The sequence below is a fragment of the Mycobacterium numidiamassiliense genome (assembly GCF_900157365.1).
In the GTDB taxonomy this organism is placed as follows: domain Bacteria; phylum Actinomycetota; class Actinomycetes; order Mycobacteriales; family Mycobacteriaceae; genus Mycobacterium; species Mycobacterium numidiamassiliense.
The window spans coordinates 1419618-1446246 of record NZ_FUEZ01000003.1; the positions used below are offsets into that span (position 1 = coordinate 1419618).

Genomic DNA, 26629 nt, shown 5'->3' on the forward strand with positions numbered 1-26629 from the left:
CCTCACACCGAATACTTCTCGATCAGCCCGTTCTTGTAGAGCTTTCCGGTGTCGGTGCGCGGCAATTGAGCTTCGAACGCGATCGATCGCGGGCATTTGAAGTGCGACAAGTGGTCTCGCAGCCACGCCATCAACTCGTCACCGAACTCATCGGTGGCATCAACTGGGTCGACGGTTTGCACCACGGCCATGACACGCTGACCCATCTCGTCGTCGGGCACCCCGAACACCGCGGCGTCGAGCACCTTCGGATGGGTGACCAGAAAGTTCTCGGCTTCCTGCGGGTAGATGTTCACCCCGCCGGAGATGATCATGTGGTGGCGCCGGTCGGTCAGGTACAGGTAGCCGTCCTCGTCGAGGTAGCCGATGTCGCCGACGGTGGCCCAACCGTGCTTGTCGCGGGATGAGGCGGTTTTCGTTGGGTCGTTGAGGTATTCGAACGCAGAGCCACCCTCGAAGTAGATCTCGCCGGCCTGGCCGGGTGGCAGCTCGTTGCCGTCCTCGTCGAGAATGTGTACGGCACCCCCCATGGGTTTGCCGACCGACCCCGGATGCGCCAGCCAGTCCTCGGCACTGATCAGCGTCGAGCCGTGCGCTTCCGAGGATGCGTAGTACTCGTCGATGATCGGTCCCCACCAATCGATCATCTGCTTCTTGATCTGCACCGGGCACGGCGCGGCCGCGTGCATGACCCGCTTGAGGCTGGACAGGTCGTACGAATCACGAACGCTCTGAGGAAGTTTCAGCATCCGGACGAACATGGCCGGGACGAACTGGCCATGGGTCACCCGGTGGCGCTGGATCGCGTCGAGGGTGCCCTCGGCGTCGAATTTCTCCATGACCACCGTGGTGATGCCGCCGGCCTGGATCGTCATCGACCAGACCGATGGCGCGGTGTGGTACAGCGGAGCCGGACTCAGATACACCGCTTCGGGATCCAGCCAGAACCCGACGAGCGCCGACATCATGCCCGGCGCCTCCTCGGGCGGGAGGTGCGGCAGTTCGCGTTTGATTCCCTTGGGCCGGCCGGTGGTGCCCGACGAGTACTGCAGCAGGTCGCCTTCGATCTCGTCGTCGATCGGGGTATCCGGTTGGCCGGCAACACATTCCGGGTAGCGCTCCCAGCCGGGAAGGTCGGCGTCGGCGATCAGCAACAGGTCCGGCAGCCCGCCGGGCAGATGCTCCTCCAAGCCCGCGAGGGTTTCCTGCAAGGCCGCCGACCCGATGATCGCCTTGGCGTTGCTGTTGTCGATGATGTAGGCGGCCTCGGCCGGCGTCAGGTGGGTATTGATCGGGACGTAGTACAAGCCGCTGCGCCGAGCCGCCCACATGACGGCGTGGATGTGCTCGTTGTTCTCCATCAGGATCGCAACGGCGTCGCCCTCGCGCAGACCGGCTTTACGGAACCGGTGCGCCAGCCGGTTGGCGCGAGCCTCGAGGTCGTCGAAGGTGACGACCGTCCCGGACGGATAGAGAATGACAGCAGGTTTGTCGGCGCCGATGTGGGGACGGATCTGCATGCGCCGACTGTACAACCGGCGAACTTGACGGGTGTTAACCGGGCCGCGCAACGGCGGCCCGGTCCGTCAACGGTCAGCCGTGCGGCGCCTCGGAGATCTTGCTATTAGGGGTGCCCAGAGTCTGGCACCAGGTCTGCGCCGAAAGGCGGGTCGCCGAAATCTGCAAATTCGTCGGGTCTTGGCCGCTCTTGTCCTTGAGCATTTTGCTGATCTCGTCGTTCTGCTTTTTCTCGTCCTGGGTGCCGAAGTCTTTGCATTGCGTGTCACCCCCGGTGTTGATCACCTGCGAAGCGGAGCATCCGCTGAGCAGAATTCCGGCGGCGGCAATCGCGGTCGTGATTGCTGCAGGGGTGCGTGACTTCATCGTCGGCCTTCCAGGTTCGGTCTGTTAGCTATCTATACACCGAAGCAGGGCGCCCCAAACGCTCAGCGGCGGTGCGAATCCGGATGGGGCCGTTCCAGGAACCGGCGGGATCGAGCACTTTCCCGCCCTGGGTGATCTCCACGTCGCCGGATTTCGCCAACTCCCGCGCCAGTTCGCGGACGTCGGGCATCAAGTCACGCCAATTCTCGCCACCGATGGCCCGGGCGGTGTCCGAAGGGCACGTGCTGCTGCCCGGACCCCGATGCTCGGCCAGCGCGCGGATCGACGCTTTCAGGCGTTGCCTCAGCGGCCCGTCTCCCAGCGCGATCTCGGCATCCTCGGCACCTGGGCCACCGGCAGCCAAGGCACGAACCAACTCACTGACCAAGCGCTGACTCACCCGATCAGTCTTATCGGAGCTTGTACTCGCGGTCGGCGGGGTACGCCTGCCAGTACTGATGCGCGGGGTCCAAGGTTTCTCAGAGAGGCACGATGTCGACGGAGTCCGGTTGTCCGAAACGGATGCAGTTCGGACCGTGCGGCGGCGTGCGCCCCGGCGGCCAATGCGAAATGCGCCCCGGCGCGTGCGCATTCGGCGACGTGGTGCCGTGGTCCGGCGTTCAACTTCCACCGCGACCGGCTCACGCGCCCTTGGTGCTCGCCGACTTCAGCTGCACGCCGTTCGACCGCGACGACGTTGCCGCGACGGCTGCCGTCCTGGCACCGGGATGTGACGCCGTCCTGGTCGGCGAGCACCAGAACAAGCCCGACTTTCCGCCAACGCTCATGGGGTCGTTACTGCTCGACGCGGGCGTGGCTCCCTGGATCACGTTGTCGTGCCGGGATCGCAACCGCGTGGTTCTCGAGCAGGAACTGCGGGGCCTGCGCAGCATCGGCGTCGACACGGTGCTGTGCGTGACAGGCGACGGACGCGGCTACGACGTGCGCCCGGACGTTACGCAAACCTTCGATCTCGACGGGCCCCGGCTGGTTTCCCTGGCGGCGTCCGTCGGAATGATCCCCGCGGTCCCCGAGACGCCCACCGCACCGCCCACGCGCGCCCGGCCGGCGCGGTTGGTGGAGAAGCAGCGCGCCGGAGCGAGTTTGGCGGTCTTGAACCACGTGCCCACTCCCGACATGATCGCCGCGTTCATGAAATCGGCGAGAGCGTCAGGTCTGTCGATACCCGTGATCGCCGCCGTCGCCGTGTTCACCGACAACGTGTCGGCGGCCGTGCTGCAGGGCTTACCCGGTCTCGAGCTGGACCAGGCCGCGGTCGAGCAGGTGTTGAGTGCAGCGGACCCCGTGGCGGCCGGAATCGCGGCGGCCGTCAGCGAGGCACGTGCGCTGCTGTCGATCGACGGTGTCGAGGGCGTGAACGTCTCGGGGCTCGCATCGGCTTCCGGTGCCCATATCGGCGCGGAGATCAAGGCAGAGGTCGGGCGCCGTATCCGGGCGGAGATGTCATGACCGAAGCGATGGAGGCCGAGTTCGGCACGGTCGCGGAATGGACAGCGCAGGTAGCGGTCGAGCTCGGCCCGGAGTACGCCGTGCCCGCGGGATGTCGGGGAAGCGGCAGTCCGCCAGCGTTGGACTGGCTCATCGAGCAGATGAAGCTAAAGCCCGGCTCCCGGTTGTTGGATTGCGGGGCCGGCGTCGGGGGATCTGCGGCTTATGCGGCGAGTTCGCGCTCAGTGCTACCGGTGCTTGTCGAGCCAGAGATAGGAGCGTGCCGGGCGGCGACGACCTTGTTCGACTATCCGGTCGTGTGTGCCTCGGGGTCGGCGTTGCCGATGCCGGACGCGAGTTTCGACGCGGCTTGGTCACTGGGGGTGTTGTGCACTACGCCGGATCAACTCGCGCTACTCGACGAACTGCGACGTATCGTGCGACCCGGTGGGCCAATCGGGTTGCTCGTCTTCATCGCTCACGGCGACATTCCGGGCAATCAGCTTGAGGGCAACCACTTCCCGACGGACAGCGCCCTTCTCGATCTGCTCGAAACGTCATCGCTGCACGTCGAGCAGAGGAGAACTACGGCGGACCTTCCCGCCATCCCCGACACCTGGAACGAGCGCGCCGACACCGTGACCAGGGCGCTCTCCGAGCAGTACGGACATACGCAGGCGTGGCGGCTGGCCGAACGCCAGTCTTCGCGGATCGGTCGGCTACTCGACGACGGGACGCTTACCGGCGAGCTGCTGGTGCTGCGTCACGCCTGAACGACGGCGTTTCAGTTGGACTCGGACAGCCGCTGCTTGAGGGCCTCGAACTCGTCGCGGACGCCGGTCGGCAGCTTCTCCCCGACGAATTCGAACCACTCTTCGATCAGCGGCAGTTCCGCGCGCCACTCTGCCTCGTTGACAGCCAGCGCCTTGGCAACGTCGTCGCCGTCGATGTCCAGGCCGTCCAGGTCCAAGTCACCGGCGCCGGGCACGACGCCGATCGCGGTGTCTTGGCCGCCGGCCTGGTGCTCGATGCGGTCGACGATCCACTTCAGCACCCGGCTGTTCTCGCCGAAGCCCGGCCACAGGAAGCCGCCGTCGGCGTCGCGACGGAACCAGTTGACGAAGAAGATCTTGGGCAGCTTGGACTCGTCGGAGTTCTTACCGAGGTCGATCCAGTGCTGGAAGTAGTCGCCGACGTTGTAACCCAGGAACGGCAGCATGGCCATCGGGTCACGGCGCACGGTGCCGACCTTGCCCTCGGCCGCGGCGGTCTGCTCGCTGCCCATGGTGGCACCCATGAACACGCCGTGCTGCCAGTCGCGGGCCTCGGTCACCAGCGGCACCGTGGTCTTGCGGCGGGCGCCGAACAGGATGCCCGAGATCGGCACGCCCTGCGGGTCGTCCCACTCCGGCGCCAGGATCGGGCACTGCGACATCGGGGTGCAGTACCGCGAATTCGGGTGCGCGGCTTTGGTTTCCGTCTCGCGGATGTACCAGTCCTGGCCCTTCCAGTCGATCAGGTGATCCGGCTCGCCCTCCAGGCCTTCCCACCACACCTCGTCGTCGTCGGTGAGCGCGACGTTGGTGAAGACGGTGTTGCCCGCTGCGATGGTGCGCATCGCGTTGGGGTTGGACTTCCAGTTGGTGCCCGGCGCCACCCCGAAGAAACCGAACTCGGGGTTGACCGCATAGAGCCGGCCGTCCTTGCCGAAGCGCATCCAGGCGATGTCGTCGCCCAGGGTCTCGGCGCGCCAGCCCGGGACGGTGGGCTGCAGCATCGCGAGGTTGGTCTTGCCGCACGCCGACGGGAAGGCCGCGGCGAAGTAGTAGGCCTTGTTCTCCGGCGAGATCAGCTTGAGGATCAGCATGTGCTCGGCCAGCCAGCCCTCGTCGTGGGCCATGGCCGACGCGATGCGCAGCGAGTAGCACTTCTTGCCGAGCAGGGCGTTGCCGCCGTAGCCGGAGCCGTAGCTCCAGATCTCCCGGGTCTCCGGGAAGTGGGTGATGTACTTGGTGTCGTTGCAGGGCCACGGCACGTCTTTCTGGCCCGGCTCCAGCGGCGCCCCGATCGAGTGCAGCGCCTTGACGAAGAAGCCGTCGTCGCCGATCTTGTCCAGCGCCGCCTTGCCCATCCGGGTCATCACCTTCATCGAGACGACGACGTACTCGGAGTCGGTGATCTCCACGCCCAGCTTGGGGTCGTCGGCGCCGAGCGGGCCCATGCAGAACGGCACCACCCACATGGTGCGACCGCGCATGCAGCCGCGATACAGGTCGGTCATGATGCCCCGCATCTCGGCGGGTTCCATCCAGTTGTTGGTCGGTCCGGCGTCGACCTCGCGCTCCGAACAGATGAAGGTCCGCGACTCCACCCGAGCCACGTCGGACGGGTCGGACAGCGCCAGGTACGAGTTGGGGTGCTTTTCCTCGTTCAGCTTCTTGAACGTGCCGGCCGCGACCAGTTGCTCGGCCAGCCGGTTGAACTCCTCCTCGGAGCCGTCAGCAAATACCACCCGGTCGGGCTGGGTCAGCTCGGCAACCTCCTCCACCCATGCCAGCAGCCCCCGGTGCTTGGTGGGTGCTGTGTCCAGACCGGGAATGGTCGCTGAGGTCATCGAACTCTCCTGAATTCATCTACGTACGGGTGGGCATAACTACGTTGCGTACGCGTTCGCCCACACAACAACTTTGACTGGCGGAGCTTTACCTACAGGTTATCGCGATCACCTTGCTGGGGAAGTCCTGGGCGGGTATAAGCCTTCTCACAAGACCGATTCAGAAGGCCCAAAAACGCTGCTGAACATTCTCAACGCCGTTCCTCGAACCCTATTCTTCGGTTTTGTCGGCCTCCTGGGCTTGATTCTCGGATCGCGGAGGTATACCCGGTTCGCCCAATTCTGCACGCACGGCCTCCAGCGCGGCCTGCAGCGTGGGCATCTCGCGGTCCCGCACGGCGGTGGCCCGCGCCGCGGCGATGGCATGCTCGCGTAGTTCACTGTCGATGACGCTGACCTGGTCGGATACCTGTGCGGATTCGGTCTCCTCGCGGGCGTTCAACGCCGTGCTCAGCACCGACTCGGCGGCCAGCACCCGGGTGGCGACCAACTCCTCGACAGCGGAGGCCAGCGACGCCGTCACGTCGCCCGCCCAGCGGTCCAGCAACGCCCGGTCACGCAGCAGCCCGCGAAGGTGGACCACCAGGAGCGTGACCGCCAGGCCGATCGCCACGCATGCCACGGCCGCGGCGATCTCGAGTACCGGATTCAGCCGCGGAACCAGGCCGAGCACCAGCCGGCTCAGCGTCAGCGCCACCCCCAGCCCGAACCCGGCGCCCAGCAGCATCATCAGCCAGGTTTCGGCCCGCCGCTCCTTCAGCGGCGGCCCGGCGATGTCGATTGCCGGCAGCGTCTCCTGCGTCGGCAGGACCAGCGGCACACCCATCACCTGGGCGACGTCGTCGAGCTGGGTGGCGGTGCCGTCGTTCACCTCGGTCACCACCGCGGCGGCCCGCTCCCGGGTATGCGCCTCGAATCCGGGCATGTCCCGCCGGGAGAGATGCGCGGCTTCGGATTGCAGCTCGCTGCGCACCGACGAACACCGGTTGCGCGCCAAGTGGGACAACTGCACCTGCGCCTGCTGGATCTGATTGCGCAGCGTGACGCTGCGTTCCGATTTCGCCTGGCGCCGCTGCCGCAAGGCCTCGCTGCGTTCGTCGCGCAGCGCCTCGACCCTCGCGCGGCGGCCGGCGCCGTCGGCGTCGCGGGCGAACCGTTGCGCGACGGTCCGCAGCCGAGATTCCCACGCCCGCAACCTGTTTCGCCGTGCGACCTGCGGGTCGGCGAGCTGCGCCGCGACGGTGTCGACCAGCTCGTCGACAACCGGCTCACCAAGGTCGGGCGCGGCCGCCACACCCACCCAGGGCACCGCGGCGTAGCGCGGCGCGTGCTCGGCCAACGTCTCACGGTCGGCGCTCAGCACGTCACGCCAGCTGCGGTGCACGTCGATCTTGGACACCGCGCCGATCACCACGTCGGTGTGCTCGGTGGCGGTGTCCAGCAGCGCACAGTCCGATTCGGTCAGGTGAGCCGCGGCCGACACCACGAACACCACCGCCGCGGGCGCCTCGCCGGGTTCCAGCTCCGTCGTCTCAACGAACGTGTGCTCCGGCAGCGCCTCGCGCAGCGCCGCGATCACCCCGGTCGCGCCGGCCATCCACGGCCCCGTCACCAGCACCGCATCGCGGCGGTTGATGGCAGGCGGATCCAGTCGGGGCCCGATCTCCGCCACCAGCGCGTCCACCTGGGCGGCCGGATCCTCCCCTTCCTCGTCGCTCACCATGACTCCGCGTGCGGCTCCGGCAGTGACCCGCAGGTCCGCGACCACAGCCGCAGCGATCCCCTGGCGATGTCGACGCCGCAGGCCCGGTGCAGGTCGCTGACCGACCCGCGGCTGTAGCGCTGCCATCGAGCGGCGCGGGGCAGGTGCTCGGCCGGTTCGTCGCACCGGCCGACGTCCAGCCCGGCGGCCTCGGCCAGGTCCACCGCGGCGGCCATCCGGGCCACCACTGTGTCGTCGTGCGACAGGAAGCCGCTGATCCGCTCGCCCACCTCGGTGCGCGAGGCGGCCAGTGCCTCGAGGTCCGCGACCGCGTCGAGCACCCGCTGGTAGCGCACTTCGGCGCCGAGCGAGGTCACCTTGCTGACGACGTTGTCGACGCCGCTCATCCGCCGCAGCAGGGCCGCGACCTGCACCTGCGTCCTGCCCTGGCGGATTGCCGCAATGCCGAGCGCCGTGCCGAACAGGTCGAGGGTGTCCAGCAGCTGCCGCCGAGCCTCGGCCGGCAGCGGGTTTTCCGCCGCCAGGAAGCCGTCGTAGGAGCCGTCCAGGGAATCGCTGCCACCGGGATGGGCCGCCAGCACCTGCAGCGCCCCCCACGACTCGTCGTCCAGACCGTCGAGCGCGAGCAGACCGATCATCGGCTCGACGGGTACTCCAACCAGCTCGGACAGCTCCGCGCAGCGGTTGCGCGCTGCCGCGATCGGTCCGTCGCCGGCGCGGCCCGACAGCGAGCCGGCCAGGTCGGCCTTGTTGAGCACCGCCAGCAGCGGCTGCCGGGCGGCGGCGATCGCATCCGCGTCCTCGGGTTTGATCACCTCGGCGGTGACGTACACGACGACGTCGACGTCCTTGCTGGTAGCACGAGCCGCCGGATGCAGCGTGATGCCCGCTGCGTATACGCGGTCGAGGGCGCCCGCCACGGTGCCGCGACCCACTCCGCGACGGCCGCGGACGGCGACCCGCAGCGGCGCGGCGGCGCGCTCGGCGATCGCGGTCACGCGGGCGTCGGCCTGGCCGGCAGCGAATCGCGTCAGCTCGTCAACGAAAATCTGGTGCCCCTGTCCCTTCATGCCCGGTCCGACCCCCGGGCGTGGGTTGCCCCCGCCGGATACCGGGCCGTCGCCAAGGCCGGCCCTGTTTGCCGGGCAGCCGTCCGGGTCCCACCGAATGGTGGCACCTGTGTCACCAAGATGCGAGCCACTGTTTATGAGTTACCAGTTGAAGGCAACTGTTGGGTATCAATCTGGTCCAGGGGCGGCTACATCGGGAGTTAATGCGCCACCATGGACAAATGCATGCGCAACCCGGAGTCGGGACACGTCCCGGCGCGCCGGTGGAGGCGAGGCCGACCTGGAGAGCCGACCTGGAGAGTAGAGAAGCCGTGACAGCGCCGGAGCCGCCCGATTCGACCGGGCCCGGACATGGCTACCTCCCGGCCACCAGTTTCCGCTCGCGGCGCTCGGCGTTGTCCGGCGCTCAGCGTCAGACCTGGGACCGGCTCTGGCCCGAGCTGGGCATCTCGGAGATCCCCGAGCACTTCGCGCCGCTGGACACCGGCGCCTGGTTCGGCCGCAAGGCCCCGGTGGTGCTCGAGATCGGTTGCGGCAGCGGCACGTCGACGCTGGCCATGGCGCAGGACGAGCCGGCCATCGACGTGATCGCGGTCGAGGTGTATCGGCGCGGCCTGGCACAGCTGCTGTCCTCGGTCGACCGTGAGCGGGTGCGCAATATCCGGCTGATCCGCGGAAACGGGGTCGACGTGCTGCGGCATCTCATCGCACCGGCATCGCTGACCGGCGTGCGGGTGTTTTTCCCGGACCCGTGGCCCAAGGCCCGACACCACAAGCGCCGATTCCTGCAAACCGTCACGGTTGGCCTGATCGCGGACCGGCTACTCCCCGGAGGTGTTCTGCACGCCGCGACGGATCATTCGGGTTATGCCGAGCACATCGCCGAGGTCGGCGACGCCGATCCCAGGCTGAGTCGCGTCGAGCCCGGCGACCCGCTGCCGATCTCGGTCGCCCGTCCGACGACCAAGTACGAAATGAAGGCCCACGACACGGGCAGCTCCGTGACCGAGTTGATCTGGAAAAGACGATGAGTATGAGCCTCACAGAAGAAACGCCGGCAACGGCACCTGAAGTCGGGGCTCCGGCGGTGGCGCCCGGCATTGATATCGGGGCCTCGGGCGATCTCGACTCGCCGCCGCTCCGGGTGCTGCTGGTGTGGGACGCACCCAACCTGGACATGGGGCTCGGCTCGATCCTGGGCCGTCGACCCACCGCCCTGGAACGCCCCCGTTTCGACGCGCTGGGGCGGTGGCTGCTGGCACGCACCGCCGAGGTGAGCACCCGCAGGCCCGGCGTCGTGGTCGAACCGGAAGCCACTGTTTTCACCAATATCGCACCGGGCAGCGCCGAAGTTGTTCGGCCGTGGGTCGATGCGTTGCGTAACGTGGGGTTCGCGGTCTTCGCCAAGCCGAAGATTGATGAGGACAGCGACGTTGACCGCGACATGCTCGCCCATATCGAACAGCGGCGTCAGGAAGGACTCGCTGCGCTGGTTGTGGCATCCGCCGACGGTCAGGCTTTCCGCCAGCCGCTGGAGGACATCGCTCGTAGCGGGTCGGGTGCAACTTCGGTCCAGGTGATCGGATTTCGTGAACATGCCAGTTGGGCACTAGCCTCGGAGACCTTGGAGTTCGTCGATCTGGAGGACATCGACGGCGTTTTCCGGGAGCCATTGCCGCGAATTGGCCTAGATTCGCTGCCTGACCAGGGCGCGTGGCTGCAGCCGTTCCGGCCGCTGTCGGCGCTATTGACCACGCGTGTGTGACACTGGCTTGAAAACCGAAAGACGCTGCGCGGGTCGCTAGAGATCCAGTAAGGAGCTTACGTGTTCGCCTGGTGGGGTCGAACCGTGTACCGGTACCGGTACATCGTGATCGGGGTCATGGTGGCCCTGTGCCTCGGCGGCGGCGTCTTCGGGATGAGCCTGGGCAAACACGTTACGCAGAGCGGTTTTTACGACGACGGCAGTCAGTCCGTCAAGGCCTCGATACTGGGCGACAAAACCTACGGCCGTGACCGCACCGCACAGATCGTGGCGACCTTCACCGCGCCCGACGGCAAGACCGTCGACGACCCGGCATGGCACCAGCAGACCGTCGATGAACTCAACAAGTTCGTCAAGGACCATCCCGACCAGGTGCTCGGCTGGGCCGGCTGGCTGGCGTTGGCCCCCGGCGTCGAGCCCCCCAACGGTCAGATCAAGGGGATGGCGACCGAAGACAAGAAGCACACCTTCGTCACCATCCCGCTGAAGGGCGATGACGACGACACCATCCTCAATAACTACAAGGCCGTCGTACCCGACCTGCAGAAGCTGGAGGGCGGCAAGATCGAACTCGCCGGCCTCGAGCCGATCGCCAACGCCCTGACCGGCACCATCGCCACCGACCAGCGCCGCATGGAGGTCCTGGCGCTGCCGCTGGTGGCGGTGGTGCTGTTCCTGGTGTTCGGCGGCGCGGTGGCCGCCGGCCTGCCGGTCATCGTGGGCGGGTTGAGCATCGCGGGGTCGACGGGCCTCCTGCGTCTCGTCACCATGTTCGGGCCGGTGTCCTTCTTCGCCCAGCCGGTGGTCTCGCTGGTCGGATTGGGCCTGGCCATCGACTACGGGCTTTTCATCGTGAGCCGCTTCCGGGAAGAGATCGCCGAGGGTTACGACACGGAAGCCGCCGTGCGGCGCACCGTGATGACGGCCGGCCGAACGATCGTCTTCTCGGCCGTGTTGATCATCGCGTCCAGCGCCAGCCTGCTGGTGCTGCCGCAGGGCTTCGTGCATTCGCTGACGTATGCGATCTTCGCGGCGGTGGGACTTGCTGCGGTGCTGTCGATCACCTTCCTGCCTGCGTGCCTGGGCATCCTGGGTCGCAACGTCGACGCGCTCGGCGTGCGGACGGCATTTCGGGTGCCCTTCCTGCGCAACTGGAAGTACTCGCGCGCCTACCTCAACTGGCTCGCCGACCGGCTGCAGAAGACCAAGACCCGCGAAGAGGTCGAGGCCGGCTTCTGGGGCAAGCTGGTCAACTGGGTGATGAAGCGGCCGCTGGCGTTCGCCATCCCGATCGCCGTCGGCATGATTTTGCTGGTCATCCCGCTGGGCAACCTCTCGTTCGGCGGCATGAGCGAGAAGTACCTGCCTCCGGATAACGCGGTGCGGCTGGCGCAGGAGCACTTCGACAAGCTGTTCCCCGGGTATCGGACCGAACAACTGACCGTGGTGATCGAGAGCACCAACCACGGCAAGGTCACCGACCAGCAGGTTGCCGACATCCGCAACCGGATCGCGGGGATCAGCGGGTTCACCGACAAGACCTGGGAGGAGCGGGCGTGCCCAATGATCGCCGGCAACCCCTGCGTCAACGGGCCGAACGGGACCACGCAGCCCAAGGACGACTCGGTGCGGGTGATCCAGAACGGCCTGGTCAACAAGAACGACGCCGCCAAGAAGATCGAGGAGCTGCGAGCGATAAATCCTCCCAAGGGGCTGACCCTGCTGGTCGGCGGAACCCCTGCGCTGGAACAGGATTCCATTCACAGCCTGTTCGATAAGGCCCCGCTGATGCTGGTGCTGCTACTCAGCGCCACGCTGCTGCTGATGTTCCTGGCATTCGGCTCGGTGGTGCTGCCGATCAAGGCCGTGCTGATGAGCGCGCTGACACTCGGCTCGACGCTGGGCATCCTGACCTGGATTTTCGTCGACGGGCATTTCTCGACGTTGCTGAACTTCACCCCGACGCCGCTGATGATCGTGCTGATCGCCCTGGTCGTCGCGGTCGGCTTCGGGCTAGCCACCGATTACGAGGTGTTCTTGGTCTCGCGAATGGTGGAAGCCCGCGAACGCGGCATGTCGACCGCCGAGGCGATTCGGATCGGCACCGCGACCACCGGGCGCCTGATCACGGCCGCGGCCCTGGTGCTCGCCGTGGTGGCCGGTTCGTTCGTGTTCTCCGACCTGGTGTTGATGAAGTACTTGGCGTTCGGTCTGATGGCGGCGCTGCTGCTGGACGCGACCGTGGTGCGGATGTTCCTGGTGCCCTCGGTGATGAAGCTGCTGGGCGACGACTGCTGGTGGGCGCCGCGCTGGGCCCGGCGGCTGCAGGACCGCATCGGCCTGGGCGAGATCGACCTGCCCGACGAGCGCAAACGGCCCACCGCCAACGGCCGTCCGGCCCGCCCGCCGGTGGCCGCCCTGGCCGCCGCGACGCCGCGTCCGGCGCACGACCCCACGCACCCGGGCGCACCGCCCGAGCCGTCGCGCGCGATCCGTCCGGGCCCGGTCGGTCAGGGCGAGGCCAAGCCGGCCCTGGAGCCGCCGTCGGGGGCAAGCACCACACGCATCCAGACCAAGCCCAGCCAGCCGACCGAGGCCCAGACGTCGCGCCTGTCGGTGCCCGGCAACTCGACACCGCCCGCAACGCCGCGACCCCCGGCGCCGCCCGCACCCAAGCCGGCCACGCCGTCGGACACGGAGACCCGGGCCATCCAGGTCCCGAGCAACGGCGACCCGGCCGAGCCCACCGCAGCCCTGCCCGCGCAGGGCAACGACTCCGACGCCGCTACCGAAAAGCTCAACACCCGCGCCAAGGGTGACAACGGCGAGGATCCACGGCCGCGACGCCGCGCCGGCGGCGGGCTGTCCGCCCAGGATCTGCTGCGCCGCGAGGGACGGCTCTAGGCCGCGCGGCCGCCGTGCTCAGTCCGGATCGTCGTCCGGATGGTCCGGACTCGCCCTGCCGACGGCCCTGTCGGCGTAGGCGTCCTCGGTCTGCTTCTCGGCTTCGGCGGAAGGATCCGCGGCGAGCAGCACCTGGATCGCGTTGTTGAGGACCGCGACCGTCGGAACGGCGAGCAAGGCGCCGACGATGCCGGCCAGCACTCCGCCGGTGGAGATGGCCAGCACCACCGCGAGCGGGTGAATCGACACCGCGCGGCCCATCACCAGCGGCTGCAGCAGATGGGCTTCGATCTGGTTGATCACCACCAGCAACCCCAGGGTGATCAGCGCGTAGACGATTCCCTTCGCCAGCAGCGCGACGACTACGGCCACCAGGCCCGAGATCAAGGCACCGATCAACGGGATAAACGCGCCGAGGAACACCAGGGACGCCAACGGCAGCGCCAACGGCACACCCATGATCGCCAGCCCGGTGCCGACGCCGGCCGCATCCGTCAGCGCCACCAGGAATGTCGCCCGCACGTAGCCGATCAGCGAGCCGTATCCGGCGCGGCCGGCTTCCAGCACCCGGTCGCGCACCCCCGCCGGGAAGATCTTGGTGACGTACTGCCAGATGTTGCGGCCGCCGTAGAGGAAGAAAATCAGCGTGAAAAGCACCAACACCGCGGCGGTGAGCAGCTCGGTGAGGGTGGCCGCGGTGGACAGCGCACCGCTGGTCAACTTCGCCTGGTTGTTGTGCAGCGCCTGGATCGCGGCGTTGCCCGCATTGGTGATCTGCTCACTGCGCAGATGAGCCGGCCCTTCGATCAGCCATCTGCGGCTCTTGTCGATGCTGCGGGTGACCTGCTCGGTCAGATCGGGCAAGCCGACGACGAACTGGGTGATGACGAACGTCAGCACACCGCCCAGCGTCGCGAATCCGCCCAGCAACACCACGGCCACCGCCCCGCCGCGCGGGACGCCGTGCCGATCCAGCCAGTCGACCGGCGGTACCAACAGCGCACTGACCATCAGCGCCAGGAACACTGGAACCACGATGACCTCGAGTTTGTCCACCACCCACAAGACGGCGAGAACGGCGACCAGGATAACCAGCAAACGCCACGCCCAGGCTGCGGTTTTGCGGACAAGCGGTGTTACGGCAGCATCTTCGAGGTTTGCTGACATGCGGCAAGCCTAGCGGGCGCGGTAGACCCCATTAAGGGTCTCGGGCCGGCACAATCTGGTTACGTTGACGACACGGCCGGAGCTGTGCACCGAGGGCTACGCCACCTGCACGGTTACCCTAAAACCCGTGTCGCACGACGCACCGGCCCGCAAAATCGACTTCCCGCGCGAAGAGTCACCGCGCGGGAAGTATTGGTGGCTGCGCTGGGCGGTTCTCGGCGTCGTCGCCATCGTGCTCGCTGTCGAGGTCGCACTGGGCTGGGATCAGCTGGCCAAGGCCTGGACGAGCCTGTTTGCCGCCAACTGGTGGTGGTTGCTCGCGGCGGCGCTGGCCGCGGCGGCATCGATGCACAGCTTCGCCCAGATCCAACGCACTTTGCTGGGCTCCGCCGGCGTGCACGTGAAGCAACTGCGCTCCGAGGCCGCCTTCTATGCCGCCAACTCGCTGAGCACCACGCTGCCCGGCGGTCCGGTGCTGTCGGCCACGTTTTTGCTTCGGCAGCAACGCATTTGGGGCGCCTCGACCGTGGTGGCGTCCTGGCAGCTGGTCATGTCGGGTGTGCTGCAGGCGGTGGGATTGGCGCTGCTGGGGTTGGGCGGCGCCTTCTTCCTGGGCGCGAAGAACAATCCCTTCTCGTTGTTGTTCACGCTCGGCGGCTTCATCGCGCTGCTACTGCTTGCCCAGGCCGTGGCATCCCGGCCGGAGCTGATCGAGGGCATCGGCACCCGCGTCCTGTCGTGGTTCAACTCGGTTCGGGGCAAGACCGCCGACACCGGACTGGCGAAGTGGCGCGAGACGCTGATGCAGCTCGAGTCGGTGAGCCTGGGCCGCCGCGACCTGGGGGTCGCGTTCAGCTGGTCGATGTTCAACTGGATCGCCGACGTGGCCTGCCTGGGCTTCTGCGCGTATGCGGCCGGCGACCATGCGTCCATCGCCGGACTGACGGTTGCCTACGCCGCCGCGCGCGCCGTCGGCACGATTCCGCTGATGCCGGGCGGGCTGTTGGTCGTGGAGGCGGTGCTGGTGCCCGGCCTGGTGTCCAGCGGGATGTCGCTGCCCAACGCGATCTCGGCGATGCTGCTCTATCGGCTGATCAGCTGGCTGCTCATCTCCGCCATCGGCTGGGTGGTGTTCTTCTTCATGTTCCGCACCGAGAATGTCGCCGGCCCCGACGACGACCCGCCCACCGGGCCGCTGCCCGCCTTGACACCACCGCTGGCCTGGAACGATCCGGCCACCGACCCGACCGGCAGCGCGCTGCAGGGTCCGTTGCCGCCGCCCGATCCAGCCCGCATTCGACCTCTCGAGCACGGCGCCTAGCGGCCCGCTCGGCCGATCCGCTCAGCCGACGTTGTTCTGCCGCGACAGGCCGCCGAGCGGTGCACCCGGCGCGGCCACCGCCGGCGGGGCCCCAAGAGGCGGGGCCGCCGCGGGCGGCAGAGCGGGCAGTGCGCCCGCACCGTCGGCTTGCTGCATCAGGCCCATCGCCTGCGGGATGCTGATCGGCAGCTTGCACTGCATGGACATATTGGTCAGCGGCTGCGCGATCGACGCCATGTCGGCGGCGACCTTGGGGTTGGCCGCGAAGTAGGACTTCATCGAGTCGACCGATTGCGGGCCGGCCTGCTGCTGCAGCATGGCGGTCATCGTCTGGTTGGTCGCGGGATGCGAGTCCAGGTAGTCGCCCATCGACTTGGACACCGAACCGATGGTCCGGGCGACCTCGCTGGCCGCACACGGGTCGTTGGCACCGGTCGCCGGCGGCCCGGCCAGGACGGCGAAGGCCACACCCGGCACGGCGGCGGCGACCAGTCCGGCGAAAAGGCGACGGCTTGTCTTCATAGATAGCTCCTTGGGCGGTGTGCTGCGCCGGCCGGGTTTCGGCGCGTCACAACCGGCCGCGCCAGACGACTCGATGAGCGACGAAACGGCCCCGATACCCCCACGGACATGCGACATCCTGCCATTCCGCGGGGCGCGGCTGCCAGCCGATGTGATCCACATCCCGCTTTATAACCGGTTCACAACAACTGCGTCGCGTCTCGGCAACATCGCCGTCTGCCCAGCTCAGGAACCCGCGAACCCCAGATATTGCACAGACTGCTGCGGTATTCTCGCCAGCACGCGTTCGCGAGAAACCGGGGAGTGACGAAATCCAGCAGTTCATGATGCGTATCAGCCGCAGCCTGCGCAGGTACCGGTGGTTCGTCTTCGCAGGTTGGTTATTGGCGTTGGTACCCGCTGTCTACCTGGTGATGTCCGAGTCCGGAAATCTCACCGGCGGCGGGTTCGAAGTGGCCGGCTCGCAGTCGCTGCTGGTCCACGATCAGCTCCAGGAGCAGTACCACGACCTGGGCGCATCCTCGCTGGCGCTGGTCGCCGCTCCCCGCCCCGACGCCACCTATCAGGACATCAACGACGCCGTCGCGCAGCTGCGGCAGATCGCCGGCGAATTTCCCGGGGTGACGGAGAAGCCCAACCCCACCCAGCGCCCGCCGCAGCCCGACCGCCCCTACGTGGTGTCGCTGCGGCTGGACCCCACCAACTCCGGCACCAGTGACGTCGCCAAACAGCTGCGCCAAAAGGTGGGCATCAAGGGTGACCAATCCGGGCAGACCGCCAACGGCCGGGTGCGGCTCTACGTCATCGGGCAGGGGGCCCTGTCCACGGCTGCGGCGCAGAACACGAAACACGACATCGCCGAGGCGGAGAGCTGGAACCTGCCGATCATCCTGATCGTGCTGCTGGCGGTGTTCGGTTCGCTTGCCGCGGCGGCGATTCCGCTCGCCCTGGGCGTGTGCACGGTGGCCGTCACCATGGGCCTGGTCTACCTGCTGTCGTCGTTCACCACCATGTCGGTGTTCGTCACCTCGACGGTGTCGATGTTCGGCATCGCGCTCGCCGTCGACTATTCGCTGTTCATCCTGATGCGCTTCCGCGAGGAGTTGCGTTCCGGTCGTGAGCCGCGCGAAGCCGTCGACGCCGCGATGGCCACCTCCGGGCTCGCGGTGGTGCTGTCCGGCATGACCGTCGTCGCCTCGCTGACCGGGATCTACCTGATCAACACCCCGGCGCTGAAATCGATGGCGACGGGCGCGATCATGGCCGTCGCGGTCGCGATGCTGACGTCGACAACCCTGACGCCCGCGGTGCTCGCGACGTTCGGCCGATCGGCCGCCAAGCGCTCGGCCCTGCTGCACTGGTCGCGCCGGCCGGAAAGCACCCAGTCCCGGTTCTGGAACCGCTGGGTGGGATCGGTGATGAGACGGCCCTGGATCACCGCCGTCGCGGCGTCGACGGTGTTGCTCGTCATGGCGGTGCCGGCCGCGTCGATGGTGCTGGGCAACAGCTTGCTGCGCCAATTCGATTCCTCGCACGAGATCCGGGCCGGGGTCGCTGCGGCGTCCCAGGCGCTCGGGCCCGGCGCGTTGGGCCCGGTCCAGGTGCTGGTCAGCTTTCCCGACGGCGGCGCGTCCTCACCCGACCACACCGAGGCCCTGACCGCGATCCGGCAGCGGATGACACAGGCGCCCAACATCATCTCGGTGTCGCCGCCGGCGTTCGCCGACGACAACACCAGCGCGCTGATGTCGGCGGTGCTGTCGGTCGACCCCGAGGACATGGGCGCCCGGCAGACCGTCGACTGGCTGCGCGCGGAGCTGCCCAAGGCGTCCGGCGACGCCGCCGCGCGCATCGACGTCGGCGGCTCCACCGCGCTGATCAAGGATTTCGACGACCGGGTGTCGGCGACCGAGCCGCTGGTGCTGGCCTTCGTCGCGTTGATCGCGTTCGTGATGCTGCTGATCTCCATCCATTCGGTGTTCCTGGCGTTCAAGGGCGTGCTGATGACGTTGCTGTCGGTCGCCGCCGCCTACGGCAGCCTGGTGGTGATCTTCCAGTGGGGCTGGTTGTCCGACCTCGGGTTCGCCCACATCAGCTCCATCGACAGCACGGTTCCCCCGCTGGTGCTGGCCATGACGTTCGGGCTGTCGATGGACTACGAGATCTTCCTGCTCACCCGCATCCGGGAGCGGTTCTTGCACACCGGCAACACCCGGGACGCCGTCGCCTACGGCGTGAGCACCAGCGCGCGCACGATCACCAGCGCCGCCCTGATCATGATCGCGGTGTTCATCGGGTTCGCCTTCGCGGGCATGCCGCTGGTCGCCGAAATCGGTGTGGCCTGCGCCGTCGCGATCGCGGTGGACGCGACCGTGGTGCGGCTGGTGCTGGTGCCTGCGCTGATGGCGATGTTCGCCCAGTGGAACTGGTGGCTGCCCCGCTGGATGGCCCGGATCCTGCCGTCGGTCGACTTCGACCGGCCTCTGCCCGAGGTCGACCTCGCCAACATCGTCGTCATCCCCGACGACATCTCGGCGCTGATCGCGCCCAGTGCGGACCTGCGGATGGTGCTGAAGTCGGCGGCCAAGCTCAAGAATCTGGCACCCGACGCGATTTGCGTGGCCGACCCGCTGGCCTTCACCGGCTGCGGGCGCACCGGCGGCGACACCGGCGACGACCCCGACCAGGTCCGCGGCCTGGGCCCCGGCGACATCCCGCACCAGGTCAACATCATCGACGAGACCGCGGGGATCGGGGCGGTTGCGGCCGGTGCGAAGAACGGCAGCAACGGTCAGCCCCGCGGCCAGGCCGGGGCCAAGAAGCTGGTCGACGGCCTGACCTCCCGCAACGGCATCGCCCGCGCGATCACCGGGGGCAACCGGCCGGTCCATCCCGTCACCCTGTGGCGGGGGCGGCTATCGGTCGCCATCGACGCGCTGGAGGCGCAGGGCGGCTCGAAGACGGGCGCCAACGGCCGACTCCAGTACGAACGAAGCAGCCCCGTGGAGACCACCCACGTGCAGTTGCCCACCGGGGACCGGTTGCAGGTCCCGACCGGCGCCGAGACCCTGCGCATGAAGGGCTACCTGATCATGAGCCGTAACAGCAGCCGCGATTTTGCCGATTTTGCTGACATGGTCGACACCGTGGAGCCGAAAACCGCTGCTCTCGTGCTGGCCGGAATGGACAGGTACTACTGTTGTCAACCACCCAGGCAGCAGTGGATGGCCTCCCAGTTGGTCCGCCAACTTGCGGATCCACATCCCGCCGATTTCACCGCTGAACAACTCTCCAAGCCGGATGTTCAGGAAGACTGGGAAGAGGTCCGGCAGCGCTGCCTGTCAGTGGCCGTGGCGATGCTGGAGGAGGCGAGGTGACGTTGGCACCCGACCGACGCCGCGCGTTGCCGCCCCAGCGGCCCGCCTCGGAACGGCCCGTCAGTGGATCTGCGCCAGACCCGGATCAGCCGGTCGAGTTCTGGCCGACCTCGGCCATCCGCGCGGCGCTTCAGGCCGGCGACATCGAGACCTGGAAGCGCATCGCGTCCGCCCTGAAGCGTGACCCCTTCGGCCGCACCGCCCGTCAGGTCGAGGAAGTGCTCGAGGGCGCACGCCCGTTCGGCATCGCCAAAGCCCTGTGGGAGGTGCTGGAGCGTGCCCGCGTGCACCTCGAGGCCAACGAGCGCGCCGAAGTGGCCCGCCATGTGGGACTTCTGATCGAGAGGTCCGGGCTGAACCAGCAGGAATTCGCGGCGCGCATCGGGGTGGCGGCCGAGGATCTGGCGTCCTACCTCGACGGCAGCGTCAGCCCGTCGGCCTCCCTGATGATCCGGATACGCCGGTTGTCGGACCGGTTCGTCAAGGCCAGGGCGCCTCGGCCGGCCGACTCCAACTGACCTATCCGCGCATCGGCAGCACGTCGGACACCAGCCAGTCGTTGCCGCGCTTGATGAGTGCCACGCGTAGCGCCGGCGCCGCCTGAATCGGCGGCTGGCCCGGGGTGTTCTGGACGACCCGCAGGACGACCGCGACGCTGGCCACCGCCGGGCCGAGCGCCTCGACCCCGGCCGCCAGCGTGCTGGCCTGGGCCGAGGTGTTGTGCTGGGCCAACTCGGCGCTCGACTTCTTGTACTGCTCCTTGAACGCATCCGCATGCTCGGGCACCATCATCGCCGCGGCCCGGTCCAGCGAGCTCGCCGGTGCACCCGGGGCGAACGAAGCCATCGCCTCGGCCATCCCGCTGGCGACCTGGACCACCTCGCGGGAGTCCTTTTTGAACTCGCGGTCCGGCCCTGTCCAGTGCGTGTACCCGGTCAGCACGGCCGCCGACAGCGCGGCCGCACACAGGAAGACGACGGCCAATCGCAGCCCGGGTGCGTCGTCGTCGGTGCCCAGACTGACCGAATCGCGGCGCAGCAGCCAGAAATTCACCGCCACACCTTCGACGATGAGCACCACCAGCACCGAGCACGCCGACACCCACCACACCGGCCAGCCGAGCACGAGCCCGATCGCCAGTAGCGCAGCGATGGTGGCCAGCGGGGCCACGATGTCGAAGGCCAGCAGCCGCCACAGGTTTCTCATCGGATCGATTCCAGGTGCGAGATCATCAGCTTGCCGTCCACGTCAGACACATCGAGCCGCAGGTTCCAGTGCACCGTCTGCGGCTTGGCGCCGGCGTTTTGGCTCACCGACGTCGCGACCAGCATCACCGAATCGGTTCGGGTGGCAAACGGCGGCAGCTTGGTCGTGACCACCGGCCGCGACAGACCGGGCTGCGAGTCCAGGTCGTGGTGGCCCGCGTCGACGGCCACCGCCTCGATCTGGCCGGTGCTCTGCGCTTGCAGCTTCTCGACCACCTGCCGGTATGGCTGCACCGCCGCGTCGAAGTCGACATTGAGCTCCCCCACCGTCCCGTCACGGAGTTTCTGCAGGCTGCCGTCGATGTTGCCGCTGTTCATGTTGATCAGCACGCCCGTCCATTCGGCGGCCGTTTGCATGACGCGGCTCAGGTAGCTGCGCTCGCCCGTCTCGTCACGGTGGGCGGACCAGATGACCCCGCCGAGCACCACCGCGGCGACCGACAGCACCCCGAGGACCGCCGATGCGATGCCGTAATTCGAGAACATCGGGCCGTCGGCGGCCTCGGGCTCCGCGTCTCCGGATTCGGCGTCGTCGTCAACGTCGTCGTCAACGTCGTCGTGAGCGCCGTCGATGTCTTCGTCGGCCGGTTGGTCGGTTTGCTCGCCGTCGGGCATGGGCGCGAGGCTACCCCCCGGGCGGCGCCCGCTCTGCAGGCGCCGCCGCTGCAAAAGATGGTAAAGATGGCGGGGTGACCAGTGCCGCCATCCGCTCGGGCATCGACCTGAGCTACATCGACGAGAATGCCCGCCCCCAGGACGACCTGTTCGGTCATGTCAACGGTCGCTGGCTGACCGACTACGACATTCCCGCCGACCGGGCCACCGACGGTGCGTTCCGCCACCTGTACGACCGCGCCGAAGAACAGGTGCGCGACCTGATCATCGAGGCCAGCGAGCAAGCCGCCGACGACGGCACCGACGCGCAACGCATCGGCGACCTGTACGCCAGCTTTCTCGACGAGGACACCGTCGAGCGCCGCGGCACCCAGCCGTTGCACAACGAGCTGAGGCTCATCGACGAGGCGACCGATTCCGCCGCGCTGGCCGCCGCCATCGGCGCGCTGCAGCGCACCGGCGTGGGCGGGGGCGTCGGCCTGTTCGTGGATACCGATGCCAAGGACTCCACCCGTTATTTGGTGCACCTCAACCAATCCGGCATCGGCTTGCCCGACGAGTCTTACTACCGCGACGAGCAGCACGCCGAGGTGCTGGCGGCCTACCCGGTGCACATCGCGCGGATGTTCGGCCTGGTTTTCGGCGGCGACAGCCCCGCGGATCCGCAAGACTACGACGAGATCGCCGCCCGCATCGTGGCGCTGGAAACCAAACTTGCCGCCGCACACTGGGATGTGGTCAAACGCCGCGACGCCGACCTCACCTACAACCTGCGCACCTTCGCCGAGCTGCAGAACGAAGCGGTGGGCTTCGACTGGACCGGATGGGTTGGCGCGCTGGGCGGCACGTCGACATCCCTCGCGGAATTGGTTGTGCGCCAACCGGATTACCTCATCGCGTTCGCCGAGCTGTGGCACAGCGTCGACATCGACGACTGGAAGCTCTGGGCGCGTTGGCGGGTTATTCGCGCCCGCGCCGGCTGGCTGACCGACGACATCGTCGCCGCCGACTTCGACTTCTACGGACGCCTGCTCACCGGCGCCGAGCAGATCCGGGACCGCTGGAAGCGCGGCGTGTCGCTGGTAGAGAGCCTGATGGGCGATGCCGTCGGAAAGCTTTACGTAGAACGGCATTTCCCGCCGGACGCCAAATCGCGGATCGATGCACTGGTGGAAAACCTGCAAGAGGCGTACCGGCTGTCCATCAGCGAGTTGGCCTGGATGACGCCGCAGACCCGGGAGCGCGCGCTGGCCAAGCTGAACAAGTTCACCGCCAAGGTCGGCTACCCGGCCAAGTGGCGTGACTACTCGGCGCTGGTGATCGAGCGCGGCGACCTGTATGGCAACTACCAGCGCGGGTACGCGGTCAACCACGACCGCGAGCTGGCCAAACTCGGCGGACCGGTCGACCGCGACGAGTGGTTCATGACGCCGCAGACCGTCAACGCATACTACAACCCGGGGATGAACGAAATCGTCTTCCCCGCAGCGATTTTGCAGCCGCCGTTCTTCGACCCCGAAGCCGACGACGCGGCCAACTACGGCGGCATCGGGGCGGTGATCGGGCACGAGATCGGGCACGGCTTCGACGACCAGGGCGCCAAATACGACGGCGACGGCAACCTCGTCGACTGGTGGACCGACGACGACCGCACCGAATTCGGCGCCCGCACAAAGGCGCTCATCGAGCAATACGAGGCCTACACGCCGCGGGCGCTCACCAACGGCCATCACGTCAACGGCGCATTCACCGTCGGCGAGAACATCGGCGACTTGGGCGGGCTGTCCATCGCGCTGCTGGCCTACCAGCTGTCGCTGAACGGCAGCCCGGCTCCCGTCATCGACGGCCTCACCGGCGTACAGCGGGTGTTCTTCGGCTGGGCGCAGGTGTGGCGCACCAAATCCCGTGACGCCGAAGCGATTCGGCGACTGGCCACAGACCCGCACTCGCCACCCGAGTTCCGCTGCAACGGCGTGCTGCGCAACATGGACGCGTTTTACGACGCCTTCGAGGTCGCCGAGGACGACGCGCTATTCCTGGCGCCTGCGCACCGGGTCAGGATCTGGAGCTGACACCGGCGGCGGCCAACGCCTCGATTCTTGCGGGCACGTGCTTGTGCCAGGGAGTGCCCGCGTAGGCGTCGCGCCACCGAGTCGAGGTGAGCATGTTGGGGGCGACCCCGGGGACGACGGTGTGCCCATCGGTGTCGGTGTAATCGAGCCCAAAACCGTTGGGCAGGGCCGCATGTCCGGGCAGCATCGTCTCGGTGATCTCAATGGTCGCCTCGGCGCTGCCGGCCGCGGTGGTGACGCGGGCCCGGCACCCATCGGCGAGCCCGAGCGCCTGGGCATCTTCGACGCTGACCCGCAGTGCGCCGTCGGCATCGCGTTTGCGCCACGTGGGGTCGCGGAAGATGTCGTTGGCGGTGTAGGCACGCCGCTCGCCCACCGACAGCACGATCGGCAATTCCGGCGTGGTCAGCTGAGCCGGCGCGCCGGCGAGGTCCCCTAGGTCGTTCAGCATTTCGGGAATCTCCAGCGCAATCTTGCGATCGGAGTGGCCGATCAACGCGAAATCGTCCTCGTAGTTGTGCGCGGTGAAGGTGACTCCGGAGGGACTGTTCAGGATGGCGTCGAACAACGCGTCGCCGTCGGCGTGCCCGGCACGCCGGACCGCGTCGGGGTAGGTCAGCATGGTCTTCTGCGCGAGCCCCCACAACGCGGCTGCCCCGGCCAGGCCGTCGGGTAGTGTCGGCCCGAGCGTTTCGTAGAGAACATACGGAACAAGCCGTGCCACAGTCGGATTGGCCGCAGCCGCGGTGAAGAACGCCTCGGCGTACGCCTGACGACCCCGCTGCGCGGCCTCGCGCAGCGGCCCCAGGTCGGCGTCGTCGATCACGCCCAGAGCCCGCACCAGCCTCGCCCAGATCTCCGGTTCCGGCAGCGTGCCGGGCAGCGGCTCGAAGAGCGCACGCCGCAGGTGGAAGCCGTTGTGCGGGAATTCGAAATTAAAGAAGGTGGCCTCCGGCTTCTCGAACTGCGATGCCGCGGGCAGCACGTAGTGTGCGAGGCGGGCGGTCTCCGTCATCGCGACATCGACAACCACCATCAATTCCAGCGCTTGGAAGGCTTCCCGGCAGGCGGACGAATTGGCCAGGGAGTGAGCGGGATTGCTGCTTTCCACGATCATGGCCCGGAACCGGTCCGGGTGATCGGTCAGGATCTCTTCGGGAACGACATTGCTCGGTATCAACCCGGAGATAATGGGGGCACCGGTGACCGGTGTGCGGCCGGATACGGTGCCGAACAGTGGTGCGAAGGTCGAATGCAGATGCTGTCCACCCTGTTTCGCGAAATTGCCGGTGAGGATCCACAGCAGCTTGTTCAGGTAGGAGCACAGGGTGCTGTTGGGCGCCTGCTGGATGCCCAGGTCTTCGAACACCGAGACGCTCGCGGCGGTGCCGATGCGCCGTGCCGCGGCTCGCAGCAGGCCCTCGTCCACTCCGCAACGCTGGGCATACTCGCCGATCGGAACGTCGCGCAACGCGTCCCGGACGATGTCGACGCCGTGCACATGCGCAGCGAGAAACGCCTCGTTGCAAAGGTTTTCCTGGACGAGGACGGCGGCCAGGGCGGCCAGACACCACGCGTCGGTACCGGGCCGCACCCGCAGGTGGAAGTCAGACATCTTCGCGGTGTCGGTCAGCACGGGATCGATGACGATCAGGGACCGGGCCGGGTCCTTGGCGATCTCGTTGAGCACCACCCGGGCGCGGGGAAAGCTCTGCGACATCCACGGGTTCTTGCCGACGAAGACGGACACTTCCGCGTGCTCGAATTCACCACGGGTGTGGCCGCCGTACAGCTGCGCATCGACCCAGGCTTCGCCGGTCTTCTCCTGCGCCAGCGCATTTGACCGGTAGCGCGCGCCCAGGGCCTTGAGGAATGCGCCGCTATAGGCCCCGCCCAGGTGATTGCCTTGCCCACCGCCGCCGTAATAGAAGACTTTGTCTCCGCCGTAGGTGTCTCGGATGTGCTTGAATCCCTCGGCGATCTCGATAATCGCGGTGTCCCAGTCGATCTCCTCGAAGGTCCCGTCGGCGCGGCGGCGCAGCGGAGTCCTCAGCCGGGCGCGGTTGTTTTGATAGTGGTCGAGCCGCAACGCCTTGTTGCACGTGTAGCCCTGCGACGCCGGGTGGTTCTTGTCGCCTCGGATGCGAGCCAGCCGGCGGTCTTCGACCTGGACGACGATGCCGCAGTTGCATTCGCAGAGAATGCATGCGGTGGACTGCCACTCAGCGGTCATCGCGGGGATTCCTTTCCGATTCGGCACGCCAGGACGCTGTTGCGTAGCTGGCGGTGGACGGCATCCAGGGGCGTGACGTCGCGCCGCACCCGGGCAAGCACGATGGCGCCCTCGATGGCCGCGGTAGCGAACACCGCCAATTCGGTGGCGTCGGCGGCCGCGACGCCGTCGGCGATGAAGCGCTGTGCAAGCAGATCGGTCCAGCGGTCGAACACCGCGGCGGCCCGCTCGGTCACCGGGTCTATCCGCTCGCGGTCCTCCTCGGAACCCGATTCGACGGAGACGGCCACGACAGGACAGCCCGCGCGGAAATCGGTGTCCAGCAATTGACGCCGGTACTTCTCGACCAGGGTGTCCAGCAGTTCGAGGCCGCTCTGGGCCTCGGCGATGATGGCGCCCACGTGATGGCCCGCGTAGTCGACCGCCTCGCACAGCAGCTGGGTTCGCCCACCCGGGAAGTAGTGGTAGGCCGATCCGCGCGGCGCGCCACTGTGCGCCAGCACGTCGGAAATCGCGGTGGCGTGTGCACCCCGCTCCCGGATCAACAGCGCAGCGGAAACGACCATCCGCTCGCGTGGACTTCGCATCGCCGCTCCATCAACCAGGCCGCCTCAACAGGATATGTATGATGCTATACATAATCCGCGC

The 26629-nt window shown here is 67.6% G+C and carries 20 protein-coding genes and 1 pseudogene; 9 read left to right on the forward strand and 12 right to left on the reverse strand.

Features of this window, described 5'->3' with window-relative positions; all coding sequences use genetic code 11:
- Positions 1-2: 2 nt before the first annotated feature.
- From fadD4 to MNAB215_RS06620, 3 genes are all read right to left on the reverse strand, one after another.
- Positions 3-1520: a fatty-acid--CoA ligase FadD4 gene (gene fadD4 / locus MNAB215_RS06610; RefSeq protein WP_077077994.1), complete on the reverse strand. Its 1518-nt coding sequence runs from the start codon at positions 1518-1520 to the stop codon at positions 3-5.
- 73 nt (positions 1521-1593) lie between these two features.
- Positions 1594-1884 (reverse strand): hypothetical protein, encoded by a 291-nt coding sequence (locus tag MNAB215_RS06615; protein ID WP_077077995.1) that lies wholly within the window; start codon positions 1882-1884, stop codon positions 1594-1596.
- Positions 1885-1912: 28 nt separating this feature from the next.
- Positions 1913-2284 carry a DUF3253 domain-containing protein gene (locus MNAB215_RS06620; RefSeq protein WP_245830142.1) on the reverse strand — a complete coding sequence of 124 codons (372 nt, stop codon included), beginning with the start codon at positions 2282-2284 and terminating at the stop codon, positions 1913-1915.
- Positions 2285-2406: 122 nt separating this feature from the next.
- On the opposite strand from MNAB215_RS06620, the gene MNAB215_RS06625 reads away from it, so the two are divergent.
- Both MNAB215_RS06625 and MNAB215_RS06630 read left to right on the forward strand, forming a co-directional pair.
- Complete coding sequence (locus MNAB215_RS06625; RefSeq protein WP_245830143.1) at positions 2407-3354, forward strand: methylenetetrahydrofolate reductase; 948 nt, start codon at positions 2407-2409, stop codon at positions 3352-3354.
- A complete protein-coding gene (locus MNAB215_RS06630; RefSeq protein WP_077077997.1) occupies positions 3351-4106 on the forward strand; it encodes a class I SAM-dependent methyltransferase in 756 nt (251 codons plus the stop codon). The genes MNAB215_RS06625 and MNAB215_RS06630 overlap by 4 nt, the downstream gene beginning before the upstream one ends.
- A gap of 11 nt (positions 4107-4117) precedes the next feature.
- On the opposite strand, the gene MNAB215_RS06635 is transcribed toward MNAB215_RS06630, so the two are convergent.
- The 3 genes from MNAB215_RS06635 to MNAB215_RS06645 form a co-directional block, all read right to left on the reverse strand.
- Positions 4118-5947: a phosphoenolpyruvate carboxykinase (GTP) gene (locus tag MNAB215_RS06635; RefSeq protein ID WP_077077998.1), complete on the reverse strand. Its 1830-nt coding sequence runs from the start codon at positions 5945-5947 to the stop codon at positions 4118-4120.
- Between the two features lie 211 nt (positions 5948-6158).
- Positions 6159-7670, reverse strand: coding sequence for a hypothetical protein (locus tag MNAB215_RS06640; RefSeq protein ID WP_077078467.1), 1512 nt, complete (start codon positions 7668-7670; stop codon positions 6159-6161).
- Positions 7664-8740, reverse strand: coding sequence for a hypothetical protein (locus tag MNAB215_RS06645; protein WP_077077999.1), 1077 nt, complete (start codon positions 8738-8740; stop codon positions 7664-7666). Before MNAB215_RS06645 ends, MNAB215_RS06640 begins: the two co-directional genes overlap by 7 nt.
- 356 nt (positions 8741-9096) lie before the next feature.
- Between MNAB215_RS06645 and trmB the strand changes: the two are divergent.
- From trmB to mmpL3, 3 genes and pseudogenes are all read left to right on the forward strand, one after another.
- Positions 9097-9771, forward strand: a pseudogene (gene trmB / locus MNAB215_RS06650) (tRNA (guanosine(46)-N7)-methyltransferase TrmB); the annotation flags it as partial.
- 2 nt (positions 9772-9773) lie between these two features.
- On the forward strand, positions 9774-10505 hold the full coding sequence (locus MNAB215_RS06655; RefSeq protein ID WP_077078001.1) for a PIN domain-containing protein: 732 nt from the start codon (positions 9774-9776) through the stop codon (positions 10503-10505).
- A gap of 60 nt (positions 10506-10565) precedes the next feature.
- Complete coding sequence (mmpL3, locus tag MNAB215_RS06660) at positions 10566-13409, forward strand: trehalose monomycolate exporter MmpL3 (RefSeq protein WP_083746020.1); 2844 nt, start codon at positions 10566-10568, stop codon at positions 13407-13409.
- A gap of 18 nt (positions 13410-13427) precedes the next feature.
- Here the strand turns inward: mmpL3 and MNAB215_RS06665 are convergent, their stop codons facing one another.
- A complete protein-coding gene (locus MNAB215_RS06665; protein WP_077078002.1) occupies positions 13428-14576 on the reverse strand; it encodes an AI-2E family transporter in 1149 nt (382 codons plus the stop codon).
- Between the two features lie 127 nt (positions 14577-14703).
- Here MNAB215_RS06665 and MNAB215_RS06670 point away from each other — a divergent pair, with 127 nt between their 5' ends.
- Positions 14704-15897, forward strand: coding sequence for a lysylphosphatidylglycerol synthase transmembrane domain-containing protein (locus tag MNAB215_RS06670; protein ID WP_077078003.1), 1194 nt, complete (start codon positions 14704-14706; stop codon positions 15895-15897).
- Between the two features lie 21 nt (positions 15898-15918).
- Here the strand turns inward: MNAB215_RS06670 and MNAB215_RS06675 are convergent, their stop codons facing one another.
- On the reverse strand, positions 15919-16419 hold the full coding sequence (locus MNAB215_RS06675) for a hemophore (RefSeq protein WP_077078469.1): 501 nt from the start codon (positions 16417-16419) through the stop codon (positions 15919-15921).
- 323 nt (positions 16420-16742) lie between these two features.
- Between MNAB215_RS06675 and MNAB215_RS06680 the strand changes: the two genes are divergently transcribed.
- Complete coding sequence (locus MNAB215_RS06680; protein WP_077078004.1) at positions 16743-19796, forward strand: MMPL family transporter; 3054 nt, start codon at positions 16743-16745, stop codon at positions 19794-19796.
- Positions 19793-20314, forward strand: coding sequence for a helix-turn-helix domain-containing protein (locus tag MNAB215_RS06685; protein WP_077078005.1), 522 nt, complete (start codon positions 19793-19795; stop codon positions 20312-20314). Before MNAB215_RS06680 ends, MNAB215_RS06685 begins: the two co-directional genes overlap by 4 nt.
- 1 nt (position 20315) lies before the next feature.
- Here MNAB215_RS06685 and MNAB215_RS06690 read toward each other — a convergent pair whose 3' ends face one another.
- Together MNAB215_RS06690 and MNAB215_RS06695 are read right to left on the reverse strand one after the other, a co-directional pair.
- Positions 20316-21002 carry a hypothetical protein gene (locus MNAB215_RS06690; RefSeq protein WP_077078006.1) on the reverse strand — a complete coding sequence of 229 codons (687 nt, stop codon included), beginning with the start codon at positions 21000-21002 and terminating at the stop codon, positions 20316-20318.
- Entirely contained in the window at positions 20999-21676 is a 678-nt protein-coding gene (locus MNAB215_RS06695) for a hypothetical protein (RefSeq protein WP_077078007.1), read from the reverse strand. Before MNAB215_RS06695 ends, MNAB215_RS06690 begins: the two co-directional genes overlap by 4 nt.
- Before the next feature lie 74 nt (positions 21677-21750).
- On the opposite strand from MNAB215_RS06695, the gene MNAB215_RS06700 reads away from it, so the two are divergent.
- Positions 21751-23748, forward strand: a complete 1998-nt coding sequence (locus MNAB215_RS06700) for a M13 family metallopeptidase (protein ID WP_077078008.1) — start codon at positions 21751-21753, stop codon at positions 23746-23748.
- Here the strand turns inward: MNAB215_RS06700 and MNAB215_RS06705 are convergent.
- Together MNAB215_RS06705 and MNAB215_RS06710 are read right to left on the reverse strand one after the other, a co-directional pair.
- Positions 23732-25981 carry a molybdopterin-dependent oxidoreductase gene (locus MNAB215_RS06705; protein WP_077078009.1) on the reverse strand — a complete coding sequence of 750 codons (2250 nt, stop codon included), beginning with the start codon at positions 25979-25981 and terminating at the stop codon, positions 23732-23734. The genes MNAB215_RS06700 and MNAB215_RS06705 overlap by 17 nt on opposite strands.
- Positions 25978-26568: a TetR/AcrR family transcriptional regulator gene (locus MNAB215_RS06710; protein WP_077078010.1), complete on the reverse strand. Its 591-nt coding sequence runs from the start codon at positions 26566-26568 to the stop codon at positions 25978-25980. The genes MNAB215_RS06705 and MNAB215_RS06710 overlap by 4 nt, the downstream gene beginning before the upstream one ends.
- Between the last annotated feature and the right edge of the window lie 61 nt (positions 26569-26629).

What these genes read in the sequence shown, in the direction of transcription:
- fadD4 (WP_077077994.1), bottom strand. Translation starts at nt 1,520, where the DNA reads ATGCAGATCCGTCCCCACATCGGCGCCGACAAACCTGCTGTCATTCTC.
- MNAB215_RS06615 (WP_077077995.1), bottom strand. Translation starts at nt 1,884, where the DNA reads ATGAAGTCACGCACCCCTGCAGCAATCACGACCGCGATTGCCGCCGCC.
- MNAB215_RS06625 (WP_245830143.1), top strand. Translation starts at nt 2,407, where the DNA reads ATGCAGTTCGGACCGTGCGGCGGCGTGCGCCCCGGCGGCCAATGCGAA.
- MNAB215_RS06630 (WP_077077997.1), top strand. Translation starts at nt 3,351, where the DNA reads ATGACCGAAGCGATGGAGGCCGAGTTCGGCACGGTCGCGGAATGGACA.
- MNAB215_RS06635 (WP_077077998.1), bottom strand. Translation starts at nt 5,947, where the DNA reads ATGACCTCAGCGACCATTCCCGGTCTGGACACAGCACCCACCAAGCAC.
- MNAB215_RS06640 (WP_077078467.1), bottom strand. Translation starts at nt 7,670, where the DNA reads ATGGTGAGCGACGAGGAAGGGGAGGATCCGGCCGCCCAGGTGGACGCG.
- MNAB215_RS06645 (WP_077077999.1), bottom strand. Translation starts at nt 8,740, where the DNA reads ATGAAGGGACAGGGGCACCAGATTTTCGTTGACGAGCTGACGCGATTC.
- MNAB215_RS06655 (WP_077078001.1), top strand. Translation starts at nt 9,774, where the DNA reads ATGAGCCTCACAGAAGAAACGCCGGCAACGGCACCTGAAGTCGGGGCT.
- MNAB215_RS06665 (WP_077078002.1), bottom strand. Translation starts at nt 14,576, where the DNA reads ATGTCAGCAAACCTCGAAGATGCTGCCGTAACACCGCTTGTCCGCAAA.
- MNAB215_RS06675 (WP_077078469.1), bottom strand. Translation starts at nt 16,419, where the DNA reads ATGAAGACAAGCCGTCGCCTTTTCGCCGGACTGGTCGCCGCCGCCGTG.
- MNAB215_RS06680 (WP_077078004.1), top strand. Translation starts at nt 16,743, where the DNA reads ATGATGCGTATCAGCCGCAGCCTGCGCAGGTACCGGTGGTTCGTCTTC.
- MNAB215_RS06690 (WP_077078006.1), bottom strand. Translation starts at nt 21,002, where the DNA reads ATGAGAAACCTGTGGCGGCTGCTGGCCTTCGACATCGTGGCCCCGCTG.
- MNAB215_RS06695 (WP_077078007.1), bottom strand. Translation starts at nt 21,676, where the DNA reads ATGCCCGACGGCGAGCAAACCGACCAACCGGCCGACGAAGACATCGAC.
- MNAB215_RS06705 (WP_077078009.1), bottom strand. Translation starts at nt 25,981, where the DNA reads ATGACCGCTGAGTGGCAGTCCACCGCATGCATTCTCTGCGAATGCAAC.
- MNAB215_RS06710 (WP_077078010.1), bottom strand. Translation starts at nt 26,568, where the DNA reads ATGCGAAGTCCACGCGAGCGGATGGTCGTTTCCGCTGCGCTGTTGATC.